The following is a 15946-nucleotide window of genomic DNA, read 5'->3' on the forward strand; positions in this document are numbered from 1 at the left end:
GTCACCTCCTGTGACTTTCGGGCTGTGACTTTCGGGCTGTGACGTCCGGAAAGGCCGCCAACATCTCGTCCAACCGGGCGCGCCCCATGGCGGCGGGCGCGGTATCGCCCAGCATCAGGCGCAATTCCGCAGGGGTCAGGCGCCAGAACTCGCAAGGCTTCAGCCCAAGGCCCTGCACCCCGACCCGCAGCAAGGACGCCCAATCCAGACCACTCATTCCGCACCCTCTGGCAGGGCAAAAGCCAGCGTCAACAACCGCGCGGCGGCGCGAGAGGCTGCCATCGGACCGCCCTCGATATCCGCCTGCATCAGGTCCTCGGCGCGGCCCTGCCAGCCGCCACCGCGCAAGCCAGCGACAATCAACGCCAGCACGTCGCGGGTGGAAAACCGAGCGTTCTCAAACCGCTGCACCAAATCCATCAGCGATCCTGCCTGCATCCCGGCCTCTAGCTCAGCCAAGGCCCCAAGGGTCAGGCGCAGCACATGCCGCTGGCCGTCGATGACCAACGCCACCTCGCCCGCGTATGGGTTTCCCGCCTGCATCACAGCGCCGTAAAGCCAAGCGCCCCGGCCGAGGCCATGGCGATTTCATACGTCGCCTCGCCATCATGGGTGCCCGCGTATTCGATCGACGTCACTTGGAACGCGCCTTCGATTATGCCGAAATCGGGGATGACGACCTGAAAATCCGGCGTCAGCCCGTCAAAGAAAATCTGCCGTGCGCGTTCGTCCGAGCTATCGTCCCGGAACACCCCCGCGCCGGAAATCGAGGCTGAGCGGACGCCCGCGCCGCCCAAGAGTTCGCGCCATCCCCCCTGGCTTTCCAGCGACGTCACATCCACCGCTTCGGCGTTAAACGAAATCCGTGTGGCCCGCAGACCGGCCATGGTCTGAAAGGTGCCGTCGTCGGACATATCGACCTTGATCAACAGGTCCTTGCCATTCTGAGCTGCCATTTTATCGTCTCCTGTTAAGGGGTTATGCGTCATCCAGCAGGGCGCGGAAGACCATGTCGATGCGCCGTTGCTGCCCGGCCTCGTCGCGGCGTGCGCGCGCCTTGAGGAAATTCAGCGCCACCACGCGGCCCCGCGTCAGCGGGCCGATGGACTGGACCAAACGGTCTGAAATCGCGGCGGCCACCTGTTTGGCCTGATCGAACCCGCCCGCGTCGGTGACGACCGACAGGGTGAAGTCATGCCGCGCGCCAGAAGTGCCCGCGTCGGACCGATCCCGCGCGACCTCGGGGCCAAGCGAGACATAGAGCGACGGGATCGACCCTGCCGGGGGCGCGTCGAAAATTGCCGTGCCCACAAGGGCTTGCAGCGTCGTGTCACTGCTCAGCGCGGCATAGACCGCCTGTTGCAGCGCAAGGGACAGCGCGTAACTCATGCCGCCACCTCTTCGCTTGCGAAACAGACCAGATACCGACCCTGCGCATCGCGTTCCGATACGGCCTCGATCCCGTAGAGGCGGTTGCCTTCGCGGAACCTCTGCCCCGCTGCGGGCCGCGACGGATCGCCCACAGGCGCGCCGCGTACGATGATGCGATAGGACACCCGGCCAGTGGCCAGATCGCCATAATCGGTGCCGCGGCCAGAACGCATCTGCACCTCGGCCCAGAGATCACCCAGAGACATCCAAGCCTCTGAATACCCGCCAGAATTATTCGGCGTGCGGTCGCGCTGTTCCAGCGTCAGAAGGCGGTTCAAACGAAAGGTCATGCCCGCCCCCCGGAAAACAGCCGCATCGGGCGATAGCGTTCGATCAGCGACGTCACGCCAAAGGGCATGCACCCCTGACCCAAGCCCGTCGCTTCGCGGTTTTCGTAATAATGCGCGGCCAGCAGCATGACAGCCTGCGCCAGATCGGCCGGAATGTCGGACCACCCAGGCCCGAACCCTGCGGTGAACCGCACCCGGATCGACCCGTCGGCGGACGGCTGTGGCAACCCTGCCGACCGTCCGTAAAGCGCCGGGAAATGCAGATCGCGTTCCACCCGAAACCGCGCCGGGTCCACCACCGTGACCGCGCCGTCGGCATCCAGCAGAGCCAGTTCATTGACCATGACCAGCGGCCCCACGGGCAGCACCTGCCGCGTGTCCCCTGTCCAGTCGGGCACCGTCCACGTCAGGTCGCGGGTCAGCAGAACCTTGCCCGTGCGGCCTTCGACGGCCGATAGGGCGGCGCGCAGAAACCCTTCTAAAACAGCGTCCTGCACCGTATCGCCGGTAAAGCCCCGGCCCAGTCGCAGATGCGCTTTGAAATCCTCGACCGGCAGCGCCTCCGGCAAAATATCACTGTCGTCTATCAACATATCCAGACCCCTTTCGCCGTGATCCCGGTCTTGCTTGACCCCCGTGGGTAACGCGTGCCCGCCATCGCTGATGCGGACGGAGGGAGCAGCTGGTCAGCGCAAACTGACAGGCACGCGCCGCCGAGGGGGGTGAGACCCCCGGCGTCTTGGTCAGGGCCTCAGGAGGCCCCGAATTTCAGCAGCTTGATCGCGGCAAAGTCGGTCACATCCCCACCAACACGCTTGGTCGCGTAGAACAGAACGTGCGGTTTGGCGCTGAAGGGATCGCGCAGGACACGCAGGTCCGGGCGTTCTGCAATGGTGTAGCCCGCGTGGAAATCGCCGAACGCGATGGCAAAGCTGCCGGATGTGATGTCGGGCATGTCTTCGGCCAGCAGGACGGGATAGCCCATCAGGCGCGCAGGTTCGCCAGCGGCAAGGCTGTCGGTCCACAGGAACCGCCCTTCCGCGTCCTTCAGCTTGCGCACGGCCCCGGCGGTTTTGGAGTTCATCACGAAGGTGCCGTTGGCCCGGTAGCGCGCGCCCAAGGCGTAGACGAGGTCCACAATCGCATCGACCGGATCGTTCAGGTCAAACGCGCCGTCAGCGCCTGTGGCGATATACCCAAGGTTGTCCCAGGCCCAGCTGTCGTTGACGATCTTTGTGTGGGTCATGAAGCCTGTGGGCTTGTCGTTGCCATCGCCCGAGATAAAGGCCGCCGCCTCGCTCCGCGCGAATTTGTCGGCGATGCGTTCGGCCAGCCAGGCCTCGATATCAAAGGCGCTGTCGTCCAACAGGCGCTGCGACGCCTTGGGCAGCGCGGCCAGTTCGAACAGGGGGATCGAGATGCGATCCATCGCGGCGGTCGACGTCTCGGACACCGTGCCCGTTTCCGTCACCCAGCCAGAGCCGATGTCGGTCGTATCGACCAGCACGTCATAAGACGTCGCCTCAACGCTCACCACGTTGGCCACCTGACGCAGGGAGGCGGCGGAATGCAGCACGCCTTTCACGGCCTCGGAGGTCTGCGGATCGACGAGATAACCGCCGTCTGCGGCGACAGAGGAGTTCATCGCCTTGCCTTCCAGTTCCAGCCCGCGCAGGCCGTCGTCGTCGCCCGACCGGAGGTAGGCGCCAAAGGCCTTTTGGTGGGGCGCTTCGGCGGTTGCATCGCTTGCCAGCGCAGGGCGGTGCCCGGTCATCATCTTTTGGGTCAACATGGTCATACGGCCTTCCTGTTGTTTCATGCGTTCCGTTAAATCGTCCCGGAAGTGTTTGAACTCCGTCACGAATCCCGCCACGGCGGTCTTGACCTCGGCCACGGGGGACAGATCTTCCCCGTGCCGAGAATTGCTCTCGGGTGTGCTCATCAGCTTGTCCCTTTCGTTTAGCCGGGGGTGCGCCCCGCCAGTGTCAGCCGCGCGTCGTCAAAGACCGCCGCCAGATCGCGCATCGTGGTCGTCAGGGCGTCGCCCTTGGCCGCCACGCGCGCACTGGGCAGCATGGGGAAGGTCACCAGCGACACCTCCCACAGCTCCAGTTCGGTCAGGGTGCGGGTGCCGGTGTCGGACTTGGTCGCGCGGCGGGTGCGATAGCCGACGGACAGCCCGTCGATCGCGCCTGCGCGGATCAGTTCCGCCGCCTCGCGGGCCTTGGCGACGCCGTCGAGCAGACGCCCCTTAACCCACAACCCCTGATTGTCTTCCTTGATCTCCTCCCAGACCCCGATGGGCTGGGCTGGATCGTGTTGCCACAGCATTTTCACATTGCGCTGCGTGGCCAAGGACGCGGCAAATGCGCCTTTCTGAACCACGTCGCCGCCCTGATCCTCCGCCCCAAAATGGGATGCGTAGCCTTGGATCGTCAGATCGTCGGTGATTTTCACCGGTAGTTCTGTGTTACAAAATTTTCGTTCTAATTCCATAGGTTGAATCCCTTTTCTGAGTCCCTATCTGAGCGAAGCGCAGCTTTACGGTAGCTGGACTAAGAAGCTTTGGAAGGCTTCCGCAAGTATCACGGCAACGATGCCGTAGACGGTTAACCAAAGACGCCTTTCCAGCCGTTCGATCACCGCTTCCAATCGCAGCAGACGGTCCTGCAACCCTTCGATCTGCAACCTTGAGACGCGTTCGTGAGCCTCTAGCCGCAAGGCGGGCGCGCAGTCGAACGCCTCGAACCCATAGCGTTGGCGGGGCGGTATGGGGCGTTGATCAGACATCTGTTGCGCCCGTGTCTTCCGCCGGAAGGCCCAGCATTTGGCGTTTTTCGGCCCGCGTCAGGAAGTCCGCGTTGGCCACGCGCGACCATTGCGCATCGCGTTCTGTCGAGAGCGCGGGCACTTGGTCAAGGTCGGGCCTCCACACCACCGGATCGTCGGTAAACCCCTGCAACCAAGCAGAAATCTGCGCCGTGACGCGGGTCGCCAGCGGGAGCACCGTCAGGCGGAAGAACGCGCGGTGGGCTTCGGCGTAATTGGCGTAGGTCGCCTCTCCGGGGATGCCCAGCAGCATGGGCGGCACACCGAAGGCCAGCGCCACGTCTCGCGCGGCGGCTTCTTTGGTGCGGTGAAATTCCATGTCCGAGGGCGAGAAGCCCATGGGTTTCCAGTCCAAGCCCCCTTCCAGCAGCATCGGGCGGCCCGCATTACGCGCACCCATATGATGCGCCTCCAACTCATTGGAAAGACGATCGAATTGTTCAGTGGTCATGGTCGTGCCATCCGCCGCGCCATAGACCAGCGCGCCAGAGGGCCGCGCCGCGTTGTCCAAAAGCGCCTTGGACCAGCCAGAGGCGGAATTGTGCACGTCAATCGCCTGCGCTGCGGCTTGCAGCGGGGACAGGCCGTAGTGGTCATCCTGCGGGTGAAACGACTTGAGATGCAGCACAGGCGACCGCAGGGGCGTCACCGCATAGCGATGTTTGCGGCCCCCAACGGCGTATTCATAAGCAACCGGCCAGCCATCTGCGCCCGGCACCACCGACATGCGGTCAGACCGCAGGACGTGGAGTTCGACCGGCGCACCGTCCTCCGGCGCGACGGCCTCCAGATAGCCATTCCCGGTCAGAACCAACTGACCATAAAGGGATTCCAGCAATTCCGCCCGCCCCTGCGCCGCGTTGGGGCGCGCCATCAGGTCGATCAGCGGGTGGGTGTCATAGCGCGTCGCGCCGTCCTGAAGGACCAGCGGCAAGGCGGCGGCGGCTTCGGCGATCAGCTTGACCGCGCGGTGCACCACTGGGTTGCCTGCAAACCCCGTGCGGGTCAGCGACGCCACATCGCGCGGCGACCAGACCACGCGGCCCGCCGAATGATAGGAGATCACCGGCGCAGAGGCCGAGGCTTTGACCTCGGGCGTCTGCGCGGTGTCCTTGCGGAAGTAGTCTATGACTGACATGGCCTCTCCTTTCGCCGTTCTGGCTGACGTGTTTGGCGTCACGGGAAAGAATGTCTCACCAAACGGTTAACGATGGCTTCCTAGACCGTACGCACCCTCGGCCCTTTGGAATTGCTGCGTTTTTCCAGCATCAGGTTGGTCAGCGCCCAGACGAGCGCATCGACACGGTCCGGGCTTCCCTTGCCTTCGAACCCGCGCGTGGTCATCAGACAGAGCTGATCTTCAAGCGGACCAAGCCCGCGCAGGTGCTGCACCCTGCCCTGTTCGTAAAGCGCCGCCACAGGTTCGGCCCGCGCGACCTTGCCGACCGAGGCGCGGACCTTGGTGAAGGGCACATCCCCATCCACTTGCCGCACGACGGCCTCGACCAGATCACCGCCCTGGTTCACCTCGGCCACGATGCGGTCGGCGTTGTGGCGATGGAACGCGGCGACGGCGGCTTCCGCCCATGCCCGAGGGCTGGCGGCGTGGACGGTGGCGTCCTCCAGCACATAGCCGCGCGACGGGCCGTCCGGCGGCGTGACGACGCCCGCCACGATGATCCCGCAGGCGTCCGAGCCCTTGTGCCCCGTGACAGGCGGGTCCACGGCCACGACCACGCGATCCAGTTTGGGCGGCACGGCGATCTGCGCGGCCTCCAGCATCGCCATCGTCCACAGCGCCCCTTCGGCCGCGTCCAGCATCACGCCGTCCAATTCCTGCCGCCCCAGCCATGTGCCCGCGTAACGATCCCGCACCTCGGCCAGAAAACTGTCGGCAAGGTTGGCGCGGTTGGCTTCGGTCGGGGCATGGGTGGTGACGGTGGTGGGAAGTTCCAGCAATTCCTTCAGCACGCCGACGTTGCGGGGCGTCGTGGTGATGCAGGCGCGGGGGTCGTCGCCCAGCCGCAGGGCAAACTGCAGCATATCCCATGTGTCACGGGCCTTGCGCCATTTCGCCAGCTCATCGACCCAGGCCGCGTCGAACTGAGGCCCGCGCAGCCCGTCCGGGTCCTGGGCCGAGAACGCATAGGCCACCGCCCCGTTGGGCCAGACCAGCCGTTTGCGCGTCGCCTCCCACGTGGGCCTGCGGTCGGGGGGCGAACAGGCCATGATCCCGCTGTCGCCAAAGATCATAACCTCGCGCACCTGATCGATGGTTTCGCCCACCAGCGCCAGCCGTTTCGCGCACCCCGCATCCAGCGGCCTGTCCCCTTCGACCATCGAGCGCACCCATTCAGCGCCCGCGCGGGTTTTCCCCGCGCCGCGCCCGCCCATGATGATCCACGCGCGCCACGCGCCCTCGGGCGGCAATTGGTGCGGCATGGCCCAGAAATCGAAAAGATAAGGGAGAGCCATCAGCTCTCCCTCGCTCAACTCATCCATAAACAACTGTTGTGCCAATGCACTCTCTGAGGCGATCCAGCTTGCCTGCGATTGCAGCGCGCGCTTCGCCCAAGTCGAATCCAAAGTCCCCGGCGATCCCGAGGTGTTTGCGTTGTTCGTCATGATATTTCGCCTCCACGTCATAGGCATGTTTGATGAATTGGCGGACGTCCCCCGCCGCCCGGAGCGCTTCGCGCACATGGCCGGGTTCTTCGCTTTGGACGTATCCCTGCACGCGCGTCAGGTCGGTTTTCAGCAGTTTTAACTGTTCGACGATTTCTTCGACGTGACCCGAGAGTGCGCTGTCGGTTTGCTCATGTGTAATCAGAGTCATTTTTGATTGCCCTTATTGTTTTTGTTGGCCCGTCCTGTTGGTGCCTCAGGGGCTTAGGCACGAAAAAAGGCCCCAAGGGCGTGAGTGCCCGGGGCCTTTGGTCATGCCTGTTCCAGCATAGGGTTACTTATACGTTAAACCGTGCGGTGGGTCAAAAATGGGGGTGTGGGGGTGCGTACGGTGGGGGGGGCATTACGCGGCGATACGGATGGAGGCCGCAATTTTGCGGTGGTCTACCAGTTTGCGGCGATCTCGCTTTCGGCCCATTGCGGACAGTCGAGCCAGGCGCAGCAGAAGGCCGCTACCAGCATTTGCAGGCATTTGTGCATGGCGCAGCGCGACGTGGTGCGCCGATAGGACGGGCAGGATAGAACGTTCGTTACCGTAGCAAAAGAACGTTTCGAAGAAGCAATATCCTTCGCTTGGGCCGCGCCCTCGAAGTAAGCCATTCAGCTACTCAAAACAGCCTTTGGAAGGCAGCGCCTATCTGAAAAGAACCAAATACGAAAGTGGGATATTGAAGCCACCACCATCCGAGACTTTTCATCAAGCCTCAGCGAAGTCGGCCAACCCCCAGACGAACTATTGTTAGCAGAAATAGGCGCGATTAGGGTTTTGGGCTCCATGTCATTTCACGACCTCTATCGATAGGTATCGCGGGTAGCGGTTCAGAACTTGCGACTTAACCGCAACTCCGGAAATTTCCCTAATATTAAGGCTCTCAACTCCCAAACTTGTCAAGTCCGAGAGGTAGTTTGAAAGTGGCCGGTGAAAGTATATCGTTTTTGATTTACTCAATCCAGTTGATGACGTTCTGAAGTTTGATTGTATCGCGAATTCTGATCCGTAGTTGAACCATCCATATTTTTCGAATCCCCAATATCGTGGCCAGAAAAATGGATGACAAAGCGTAAAAATCATTTTGCCACCAGGCCTTACCATGAGATGGCAAGCCTTCAAAAACTCTTTGGAGTTGGGGCAATCCATCAAGACCATGCTGGAAATTAGCGCATCATAGTCATTGTGACCTTTCGAGAAATCTTCCGCAGAGGAATGAAAATACCGAATATTTGGTGCGAAATTTTTGGACTCGCCAAGGGCAATAGAGGCCTTGCTTGGATCGACAGCATCGACCGATTTGAAGTGGCGAGCGGCAACCTTAGAACCGAACCCGACGCCACAGCCAGCATCCACAAGCTTTGAGCCGCTCGTTTTGGCGGAAAACTCTTCCAGAAGTGGCAATAGCACTTCTGTATAAGACCTGTCCTTCCCACTGTCGATGTCCTGATACCGCACTGGTGCCAAGTCATCCCAGATCTTTGCTACATCTGAAATTTGAACGTCTTCGATTTTTTGAAAATTTGTGCCGTTCACGCTTTAGCCTCAAGAATATGAACCAGATCCTCGGCGAGACGCAGCGTCACGTCATCTTTTTCCGAGTGCCTGAAGATGACGTGCCTATCAGCGGAATCCGCTTTGGCTATGTAGAGTCGTGAGTTTGCCCCCTTATGGCCTTTAATGGTGAACCTACACTTTGGTATTACCCCTCCATAGACCAGGATTTTCGCCCCTCGCCCCTTTAGAGTTTCGGAAGTCCCATTTTCCTCACTCACCAGAACCGTCAAATCGCCGCTTTGGGCTTTCTTATTGAGTGATTCCATAATAATTTTCCCGCTTGCCCAAGATAAGTTTCGAGAAACGATACACGTATTTCCGGGTTCATTTATAATCGAAAGCATCTTCTTATTGATACTAATTTCGCCCTTGCAGACCGTCACGCTTCTGTCAATAAGAAGAGTGCACAATTGCCAAACGCTTAGGATTATTGCAATCGCAACCAGAAGCCAGGCGAGGTTGGCAACCCACTGCGGGAGCTTCTCAAACAATCCGAGACTATCTTCATAAATAAAGACGGCCATCGTCGGGAGGCCTAAAAGCGCGATCAGAATATTGTTCACTTGAAATGTTTTTTTCATTACACACCAAAATCATTGCCTGACGTCACATCCATTCAATGGATTGATACTCATGCATAACCCAATCGTGCGTACCGAGACCAGAGGTAAGGCTGCCCGTCACATCTCGGCAGTTGGTATGGCTGCATCCTGAAAAACTACGGCTGGAGTTTTTGACAGTCCTTCATAGCTCGTTCGTGGAGCTGCCGTTCAGTCCGGACGCAGCGAATGTCGGCTACCCGCCCACCCCGCCCCTCACCTCACCACAATCTCCCGATACCCAAACTTGCCCTTCCCGGCCACCTCCCGCACCTGCGCCTCAACCAACGCGGCCCCGTCGGGCTGCACGATCTCGCGCGTCCATGGCAGGGCGCCAACGAACCTCTCAAGCACCTCGATATGCTCCCCGGCCCATGTCGGGGCCTGATCGTGTTTCTGTTGCAGCGCTTTCTTCAGGATGCGCGGGTGGACCGAGATCATGAAGATGATGTCGGGATCGGCCAGCAGATCGGGGATATCGGGGATCAGATCGTATTCTCCGCCCTCGATATCCATCTTGACCAACACGTGTTTCAACGCGCCGCGGTGGCGGGCGATCACGTCCTGAAGCCTCTCGGTTTCAATGGTCCAGCTTGCGCCCGGCGTTTGCAGCAGCGCGGTCGTCATTGAATCGCCGCCGTCCATGCTGCCCGAGATGGTGATCGGCTGGCCCGAGGGGTGGATGCCTTTGTCGGACAAGCTCAGGCGCGCGGCCCAGGGGGCGTCTTGGTTCAGCGCGACGTTGCGTTGAAGCTCGTCATAGGCCACGCGATCCGGCTCCATCGCGACGCAGGCCCCGGCGCTTTGCACGGCATAAAGGGCGGTCGGCCCGATCCATGCGCCAAAGTCCAAAACCAGCGTGTCCTTGGTGACGTAGGTATCGAAGGATTTGAACGTCTCAGGTTCCCACAGGCCGCGGTTCACGCGTTTCCAAAAGCCGTCGAACCGTCCGGCGTTCACGTTGAAGGACCGTCCGTTGACTGTGATCTGGTGGGTCATAAACCGGTACTCGGTAAGGAACTTGAAGAAATGTGCAAAAGGTTTGTGACGCGTAATGGCGCGCATACTGACTGTGGCGGAGGCTGTCGTGGAACTCAAGCCTATCGCGCGCCTCACGCGGGCGGTGTCGGTGGCCGCGTGATTTGTGGTGCTGAGGCGTCCCGAGCAAGAGGCCGCCAATCAACGGTGCTGTCGGCGCTTCCTTGGGTAGCGCTGCACTGTCCCGAGGGGGCGGGACTTATGATCGATGTGGTACTGCCTGGATTGTGCCGTCTACGCCGCCACGCTGCCCCACCCGTCGGGCACATCGACAACGCGGCGATCCAGCAGCCCGCCGATCTGGGCGTCGGTCAGTCCGACGACGTCGGACAAGATCTCCTCGGTATTCGCCCCCAGCACGGGCGCAGGCACAGCGGGCAGACGGCCCGAGGCCGAGAACAGCGCGGGGTGCGCGGGCGTCAGATAGCTGCCGACGCCGGGAGACATCACCTTCGAAAACATGGGGTTGTCCGTCGACAGATCGGGGTCTTGGGCCATAGCCTCGCGCACCGTGCGGAATTCGGACCACGTCAGGCCACGGTCGTTAAACATCGCGGCAAAGTCCGACACCTTGCGGGCGGCAAACCATGGCTTGAGCACCCCGGTGATAAGGTCGCGGTGCTGCCAGCGCTGGCCTTCGTCCGACAGGTCCGCGCCAAGGCTGCGTTCCAGCGCGGCCATTGCGTCGCCCGTGCCCGTCGCCTTGACCAGCCCGCGCCACTGGCGGTCGGTCAGGCCGATCACCATCACGCGGCGGCCATCGGCACAGACGAAATCCTGACCGTAAGCGCCGTACAAAGCATTGCCCGCCTTGCCACGGTCGCCGCCGTTCAGCGTGGCGTCCCCGATCATGCCCAGATGGCCAAGGGTCGCGGCGGCGACGTCTTTCAACGCCAGCTCGACCTCCTGCCCGCCGCCGCCGCGCAACCGATGCCGTTCCGCCGCCAAAAGGGCCGAGACGCACATATGCCCCGCCACCAGATCCCATGCGGGCAAGGCGTTGGCGACGGGATCCTCCGACCCCTCGGGCCCGGTGATATGGGGAATGCCCAAAGCGGGGTTCACGGTGTAATCGACCTGAGGGCGTCCGTGGCGGTCGCCCATGAGGGTGACCATGATCAGGTCTTCGCGCCGTTTCGACAGCGTTTCATAATCCATCCACCCGCGCACCCGCAGGTTGGTCAGGAACAGGCCCGCATCGTCACCGCGGGCGGTGATGATTTCGGAAATCAGCTCTCGCCCCTCGTCGGATTTCATGTCGACGGCGATGGATTTCTTGCCCTTGTTCATGCCCGCCCAAAAGAGGCTCTGCTTCGTGGGGGCCAGCGGCCAGCGGCCCGCGTCCAAGCCGCCACCGATGCGGTCAAAGCGGATCACCTCGGCCCCCATCTGCGCTAGCGTCATCCCCGCCAAAGGCACCGCCACAAAGGCCGACCCTTCGACGACGCGCATCCCCTTCAGCACGCTCATTGCGTTTCCTCCCAGGTGGCGGTGGCGGTCATGCACTGATGCCCGTCTTGGCCCGTCCAAAGCCGCAGGCCTTCGTCCGTCGCCTCGGTCGCGATGTCACAGGTGCCACCCGCGAACATCGGGTGCACGCTGCGAAAGCTGAAGTAGATCGGGTTGCGGCCTTTTTCTCGCACGGCGGCGCGCATCAGCAGGCTGGCCTGTAGCGGCCCGTGGACCACCAGCGCCGGATATTTCTCGACCTGCTGCGTATAAGGCAGGTCATAGTGAATGCGGTGCGCATTGAAGGTCAGCGCGGAGTAGCGGAAGAGCAGCGTTTCCGGCGTCGGCACCTGTTCGCTGACGGCGGGAATGTCGCGTTTCGCGGGCGGGGCGAAGGTGTCGGGGATATCGAGATAGACGATGTCCTGCTGTTCCTGGATCGCCAGACCACGCGCGCCATAGATGCTATGTTCGACCGAAACGAGCACCATCGGCCCGGTCTTGCCCTCTTTCTCGACCACGGATTTGACGCGGGACATGCGTTCGATCGGTTCGCCCACACGCAGCGACTGGTGGAACGACAGCGACCCGCCCGCCCACATGCGCCGATCCAGACGGACGGGCGGCAACAGCGACGATCCGCGTTCATGCCCATCCCGGCCAAGGTTTTCCATCGGGGCCGTCGGCGGGAAAGCACACCAGTGCCAGAGCAGCGGCAGAGGGTCCAATTGGCCGGGGGCTGCGCCCTCTCCAATCGTGGCGTGGATCAGCCGCGCCTGATAGTCCGTGATGCAACCTTGGGTGCAGGTTTCGCGGCCCGTCCAGGCCTGAGCGTTCAGTTTATCCATCGGTCATGATCCTCCCCTTGGCGCTGACCATGCGCGGACGGATTCTAAAAATCAAGCAATTTGAATGACTTAGCGGGATACCGCGGTATACACTGGGCGGTGTTCGCACCTGCAGCGTCTGAAACCTTTGGCTTTTTTGCGGATGCTGCAGATGCAGCTTGATCCGTTTTGTCGCAGGGGGATGGCGGGTGATTTGGTCGGTGTTTAGGTCGGCGGTCCGGTCGGTTTCTGGGGAATTGCCAAGCCCGGTTGGCTGGCACACTCTTGCATCATGACCATCCGCCTATGCCCTTATGATCCGCGATGGACCGCGGCGTTCGCGGACGAAGCCGACGCCATTCGTCGCGCTTACGGAGCCACGCCGATCCAGTTGCATCACATCGGCAGCACGGCGATCCCCGGCATCGTCAGCAAGCCAATCATCGACATTCTGGGCGAAGTGCCAAACCTATCGGCGGCGGAGGCCAAGGCGGCTGCGCTGGCAGGCCTTGGCTACGAGTCCATGGGGGCTTACGGCCTCAACGACCGCCGATATTTCAGAAAAACCGACGCCAGTGGGGCGCGCACCCACCACCTGCACCTGTATGTGAATGGCTCTGCTCACGTGACGCGCCATATCGCGTTCAGGGACTACCTGATTACACATTCTGACGCGGCGGACGCTTATTCGACGCTCAAGGCGCAGTTGGCCCAAGGTGGCGGGGCGCAATATCAGGACGGCAAAGCACCCTTTGTCCGCCGGGTCGAAGCCGTGGCCGTCGAATGGGCCTCGACCAGGACGATCATGTCGTGACCTAGCCCCCCTCCCCGTCGATCCGCGACCGGATATAGGCCGCCACGTTGCGCGCATCGACGACCGCCTCTTTGACCAGCCAGTCGAAATGCGCCGAAAGAGAGCGGACGCGTTCGACCTCGCGGAACGCCAGATAGCACTGGCCGACGTAGATCACCGCAAGGTTGGGGCCGAACACCGTGACCGGAGAGCTGAAGACCCGGTGTGCGTTGAACAGAAAGACGCGCAGGCGTGGAAACATCTCGTCGCATTGCTGGGCGATGAAGTCCAACTGCGCGTGCCGGATGTCCCGGTCTACGCCTTCGTAATAGGCCGTCCCCGCCGCACAGGCGTCAATTTCGTGGATCGGCAGCGCGATTTCGTAGTCCGATACGCCAGAGGTGAGCCACGCCAGTTGATCTTGGATGGCGCTATAGGCCTCGGACAGGCGCGGTTCCTGAATGTAATCGTATTCCCAGTCCAGCATCTTCTTGGTCTTGAGGATATCCGGCAGGGTCGCGGGCACGTGGCGCACCTTGTAGCCTGCGGCCTCATGGTGCCAGTCCAGCAATTGGTCATCCGCCGCCGACCGTTCCGCCGGGCTAAGCGACAGGGCCGCCGCCACGATGTCGCCGGGCGTTTCGGGCCGATTGGTCAGGCCCAGCAGCCAATCGGTGCTGACGCCAAGAGCGCTGGCCGCATCAGCCGCAAGCTGCGCGTTGGGCAGCCGTGGCTGATCGTCCTTCAACAATTGCCCGACGGTGGATCGGTCCACCCCAGCTGCCCGCGCAAGGCCCGAGCGGGTCATGTTCTTGGTCGCCATCGCCTCGGCCAGCCTGTCGCGGAACAGGCCCGCGCGGTAGCGTTTGTCCATTCGGATCACCAATGTTGCGAAAAGTCTGCAAAACGGATTGTACGCAGCAAATTCGCCTAATGTCCATGATCCCCGGGCTGGGATAGCAGCGTGGATATCCAAACATTTTCACTGAGGACAAGGAATGGAAAGCAAGATCAGGCTGTTACTCAAATCCGCGACTTGGCAGGCGGCGGGTATCGTGACGATGACAGTGATTGGTTATGTTTTCACCGGATCGGTCGCCGCAGGCAGCGGAATCGCCGTGGCCGGGGCGGTCACGGGGTTCGTGGCTTATTTCGTGCATGAACTGGCGTGGTCCAAGGTCAGCTGGGGCCTGCGCCGCTAGCCCCTCTGCGGTCTATGAGAAAATTAAACTGCATGATATCGTCGGCGTAATTTTAGACGCATGACTTTCAGGATATTCTCGTGGACCGCATCAGTACCCACTCTGTCGACCCGCGCCGTGTTCTTTGGCCTGCGGGCCTGTCGATGCCCATGGTCGTGCCCGCCTGTCTGGCCGCGCTGGCCCTAGGCGCCCCGACATGGGCAGTAGCAATCACGCCGCTGATCTTGCTGTTCGGCGTCTGCACGGCGCTGGATCACGTCTTTGGCCGCGATCACCGCAACGTGTCGCTTGAGATCGTGATGGAGCTTGAGGAAGACCCCTATTACCGCCGCCTGCTTTTCATCGTGACGGGGCTGTTCGCGGTGTCCCTGCTGGTGGCCTGCTGGATCGTTGCGTCCGGCGTCTTTGGCCCGGTGCAGATCGTGTTGTTCGGGCTGGGTCTTGGGCTGATCCACGCGCCGCTTGTGCTGATAGGGCATGAACTGGGCCATGCGAAATCCCTGCGCGACCGGCGGGTGGCGCGGGTGGCCCTGGGGCTGATCGGCTATGGCCATTTCTCGATCGAACATAACAGCGGGCATCATGTGCATGTGGCGACGGTGCGCGATCCGGCCTCGGCCCGATATGGCGAAAGCATCTATCGCTTTGCCCTGCGCGAAATCCCCGGCGTGCTGATGAACGCGCTGGTGGCCGAGAAGGCGCGGCTGACCCGCAAGGGCTTTGGCTTCTGGCACTGGCGCAACACGATCCTGCAAAGCTGGCTGGTGACGGCGGGGATGGCGCTGGCGGTGGTGCTGGCCTTCGGACCCGTGGCGCTGGCCTTCTACGTGCTGCTGTGCGCGTCGGTCTGGTTCACCATCACGATGGCCAATTACACGGCGCACTACGGTCTGGCCCGGCGCATGATCGACGGCAAGCGCGAACCCTGCCGGCCAGAGCATTCGTGGAACTCCAGTTTCTTTTTCTCGAACATCCTGTTCTTTAACCTGCAGCGCCATTCGGACCACCATACCAATGCGCAAAAGCCGTTCCAGACCCTGTCGGACGTGGATGGCGCGCCAGAGCTTCCCTCGGGCTATCCCGGCGTCTTCGCGCTGATGCTGGTGCCGCCACTGTGGTATGCGGTCATCCATCCGATCCTGTGGGACGCAATCGACGGTGATGACACGCGCCTGAATACCGGTCTACAGGCTTAAGGCGCATTTTCCCGCTAAAATGATGGTCTGAAAAATCAGCGCCCAAGGGGTGGCGGCACCA

22 protein-coding genes are annotated in these 15946 nt (G+C 61.8%); 3 read left to right on the plus strand and 19 right to left on the minus strand.

What is annotated here, in order from left to right; all coding sequences use genetic code 11:
- Position 1 precedes the first annotated feature (1 nt).
- The 18 genes from ACI3GR_RS16295 to ACI3GR_RS16380 all read right to left on the minus strand — a co-directional run bounded on the left by ACI3GR_RS16295 (position 2) and on the right by ACI3GR_RS16380 (position 12715).
- Entirely contained in the window at positions 2-217 is a 216-nt protein-coding gene (locus ACI3GR_RS16295) for a rcc01693 family protein (protein ID WP_407496077.1), read from the minus strand.
- Positions 214-543, minus strand: coding sequence for a gene transfer agent family protein (locus tag ACI3GR_RS16300; RefSeq protein WP_407496079.1), 330 nt, complete (start codon positions 541-543; stop codon positions 214-216). Before ACI3GR_RS16300 ends, ACI3GR_RS16295 begins: the two co-directional genes overlap by 4 nt.
- Positions 543-956, minus strand: coding sequence for a phage major tail protein, TP901-1 family (locus ACI3GR_RS16305; RefSeq protein ID WP_407496081.1), 414 nt, complete (start codon positions 954-956; stop codon positions 543-545). Before ACI3GR_RS16305 ends, ACI3GR_RS16300 begins: the two co-directional genes overlap by 1 nt.
- A gap of 22 nt (positions 957-978) precedes the next feature.
- Positions 979-1389: a DUF3168 domain-containing protein gene (locus ACI3GR_RS16310; protein ID WP_407496083.1), complete on the minus strand. Its 411-nt coding sequence runs from the start codon at positions 1387-1389 to the stop codon at positions 979-981.
- Positions 1386-1721: a head-tail adaptor protein gene (locus tag ACI3GR_RS16315; RefSeq protein WP_407496084.1), complete on the minus strand. Its 336-nt coding sequence runs from the start codon at positions 1719-1721 to the stop codon at positions 1386-1388. The genes ACI3GR_RS16310 and ACI3GR_RS16315 overlap by 4 nt, the downstream gene beginning before the upstream one ends.
- Positions 1718-2314, minus strand: a complete 597-nt coding sequence (locus ACI3GR_RS16320) for a head-tail connector protein (RefSeq protein ID WP_407496085.1) — start codon at positions 2312-2314, stop codon at positions 1718-1720. The genes ACI3GR_RS16315 and ACI3GR_RS16320 overlap by 4 nt, the downstream gene beginning before the upstream one ends.
- 158 nt (positions 2315-2472) lie before the next feature.
- On the minus strand, positions 2473-3663 hold the full coding sequence (locus ACI3GR_RS16325) for a phage major capsid protein (RefSeq protein ID WP_407496087.1): 1191 nt from the start codon (positions 3661-3663) through the stop codon (positions 2473-2475).
- 17 nt (positions 3664-3680) lie between these two features.
- The gene (locus tag ACI3GR_RS16330; RefSeq protein WP_407496089.1) at positions 3681-4217 is read right to left on the minus strand and encodes an HK97 family phage prohead protease; all 537 of its coding nucleotides are present in this window, start codon (positions 4215-4217) and stop codon (positions 3681-3683) included.
- Positions 4218-4262: 45 nt separating this feature from the next.
- Positions 4263-4511 (minus strand): GTA head formation protein, RCAP_rcc01685 family, encoded by a 249-nt coding sequence (locus ACI3GR_RS16335; RefSeq protein WP_407496091.1) that lies wholly within the window; start codon positions 4509-4511, stop codon positions 4263-4265.
- The gene (locus tag ACI3GR_RS16340; RefSeq protein ID WP_407496093.1) at positions 4504-5688 is read right to left on the minus strand and encodes a phage portal protein; all 1185 of its coding nucleotides are present in this window, start codon (positions 5686-5688) and stop codon (positions 4504-4506) included. Before ACI3GR_RS16340 ends, ACI3GR_RS16335 begins: the two co-directional genes overlap by 8 nt.
- 80 nt (positions 5689-5768) lie before the next feature.
- A complete protein-coding gene (locus tag ACI3GR_RS16345) occupies positions 5769-7025 on the minus strand; it encodes a DNA-packaging protein (protein WP_407496095.1) in 1257 nt (418 codons plus the stop codon).
- 19 nt (positions 7026-7044) lie between these two features.
- Positions 7045-7386 (minus strand): hypothetical protein, encoded by a 342-nt coding sequence (locus ACI3GR_RS16350; RefSeq protein WP_407496097.1) that lies wholly within the window; start codon positions 7384-7386, stop codon positions 7045-7047.
- Positions 7387-7619: 233 nt separating this feature from the next.
- Complete coding sequence (locus ACI3GR_RS16355) at positions 7620-7835, minus strand: hypothetical protein (RefSeq protein WP_407496099.1); 216 nt, start codon at positions 7833-7835, stop codon at positions 7620-7622.
- 178 nt (positions 7836-8013) lie between these two features.
- Positions 8014-8760, minus strand: coding sequence for a class I SAM-dependent methyltransferase (locus ACI3GR_RS16360; RefSeq protein WP_407496101.1), 747 nt, complete (start codon positions 8758-8760; stop codon positions 8014-8016).
- On the minus strand, positions 8757-9362 hold the full coding sequence (locus tag ACI3GR_RS16365) for a hypothetical protein (RefSeq protein ID WP_407496103.1): 606 nt from the start codon (positions 9360-9362) through the stop codon (positions 8757-8759). The genes ACI3GR_RS16360 and ACI3GR_RS16365 overlap by 4 nt, the downstream gene beginning before the upstream one ends.
- 234 nt (positions 9363-9596) lie before the next feature.
- Complete coding sequence (locus ACI3GR_RS16370) at positions 9597-10379, minus strand: FkbM family methyltransferase (RefSeq protein WP_407496104.1); 783 nt, start codon at positions 10377-10379, stop codon at positions 9597-9599.
- A 273-nt stretch (positions 10380-10652) separates the two neighbouring features.
- A complete protein-coding gene (locus ACI3GR_RS16375; protein WP_407496106.1) occupies positions 10653-11888 on the minus strand; it encodes a CoA transferase in 1236 nt (411 codons plus the stop codon).
- Entirely contained in the window at positions 11885-12715 is an 831-nt protein-coding gene (locus ACI3GR_RS16380) for an HTD2 family dehydratase (RefSeq protein WP_407496108.1), read from the minus strand. The genes ACI3GR_RS16375 and ACI3GR_RS16380 overlap by 4 nt, the downstream gene beginning before the upstream one ends.
- 271 nt (positions 12716-12986) lie before the next feature.
- On the opposite strand from ACI3GR_RS16380, the gene ACI3GR_RS16385 reads away from it, so the two are divergent.
- Positions 12987-13508: a GrpB family protein gene (locus ACI3GR_RS16385; RefSeq protein WP_407496110.1), complete on the plus strand. Its 522-nt coding sequence runs from the start codon at positions 12987-12989 to the stop codon at positions 13506-13508.
- Position 13509: 1 nt separating this feature from the next.
- Here the strand turns inward: ACI3GR_RS16385 and ACI3GR_RS16390 are convergent, their stop codons facing one another.
- Positions 13510-14361: a helix-turn-helix domain-containing protein gene (locus ACI3GR_RS16390; protein ID WP_407496111.1), complete on the minus strand. Its 852-nt coding sequence runs from the start codon at positions 14359-14361 to the stop codon at positions 13510-13512.
- A 124-nt stretch (positions 14362-14485) separates the two neighbouring features.
- Here ACI3GR_RS16390 and ACI3GR_RS16395 point away from each other — a divergent pair, with 124 nt between their 5' ends.
- Positions 14486-14689 carry a DUF2061 domain-containing protein gene (locus ACI3GR_RS16395; RefSeq protein ID WP_407496113.1) on the plus strand — a complete coding sequence of 68 codons (204 nt, stop codon included), beginning with the start codon at positions 14486-14488 and terminating at the stop codon, positions 14687-14689.
- A gap of 80 nt (positions 14690-14769) precedes the next feature.
- A complete protein-coding gene (locus tag ACI3GR_RS16400) occupies positions 14770-15885 on the plus strand; it encodes an alkane 1-monooxygenase (RefSeq protein WP_407496115.1) in 1116 nt (371 codons plus the stop codon).
- The last annotated feature ends 61 nt before the right edge of the window (positions 15886-15946 follow it).

The sequence above is a fragment of the Pseudooceanicola aestuariicola genome, from assembly GCF_045763785.1.
Classification (GTDB): domain Bacteria; phylum Pseudomonadota; class Alphaproteobacteria; order Rhodobacterales; family Rhodobacteraceae; genus Pseudooceanicola.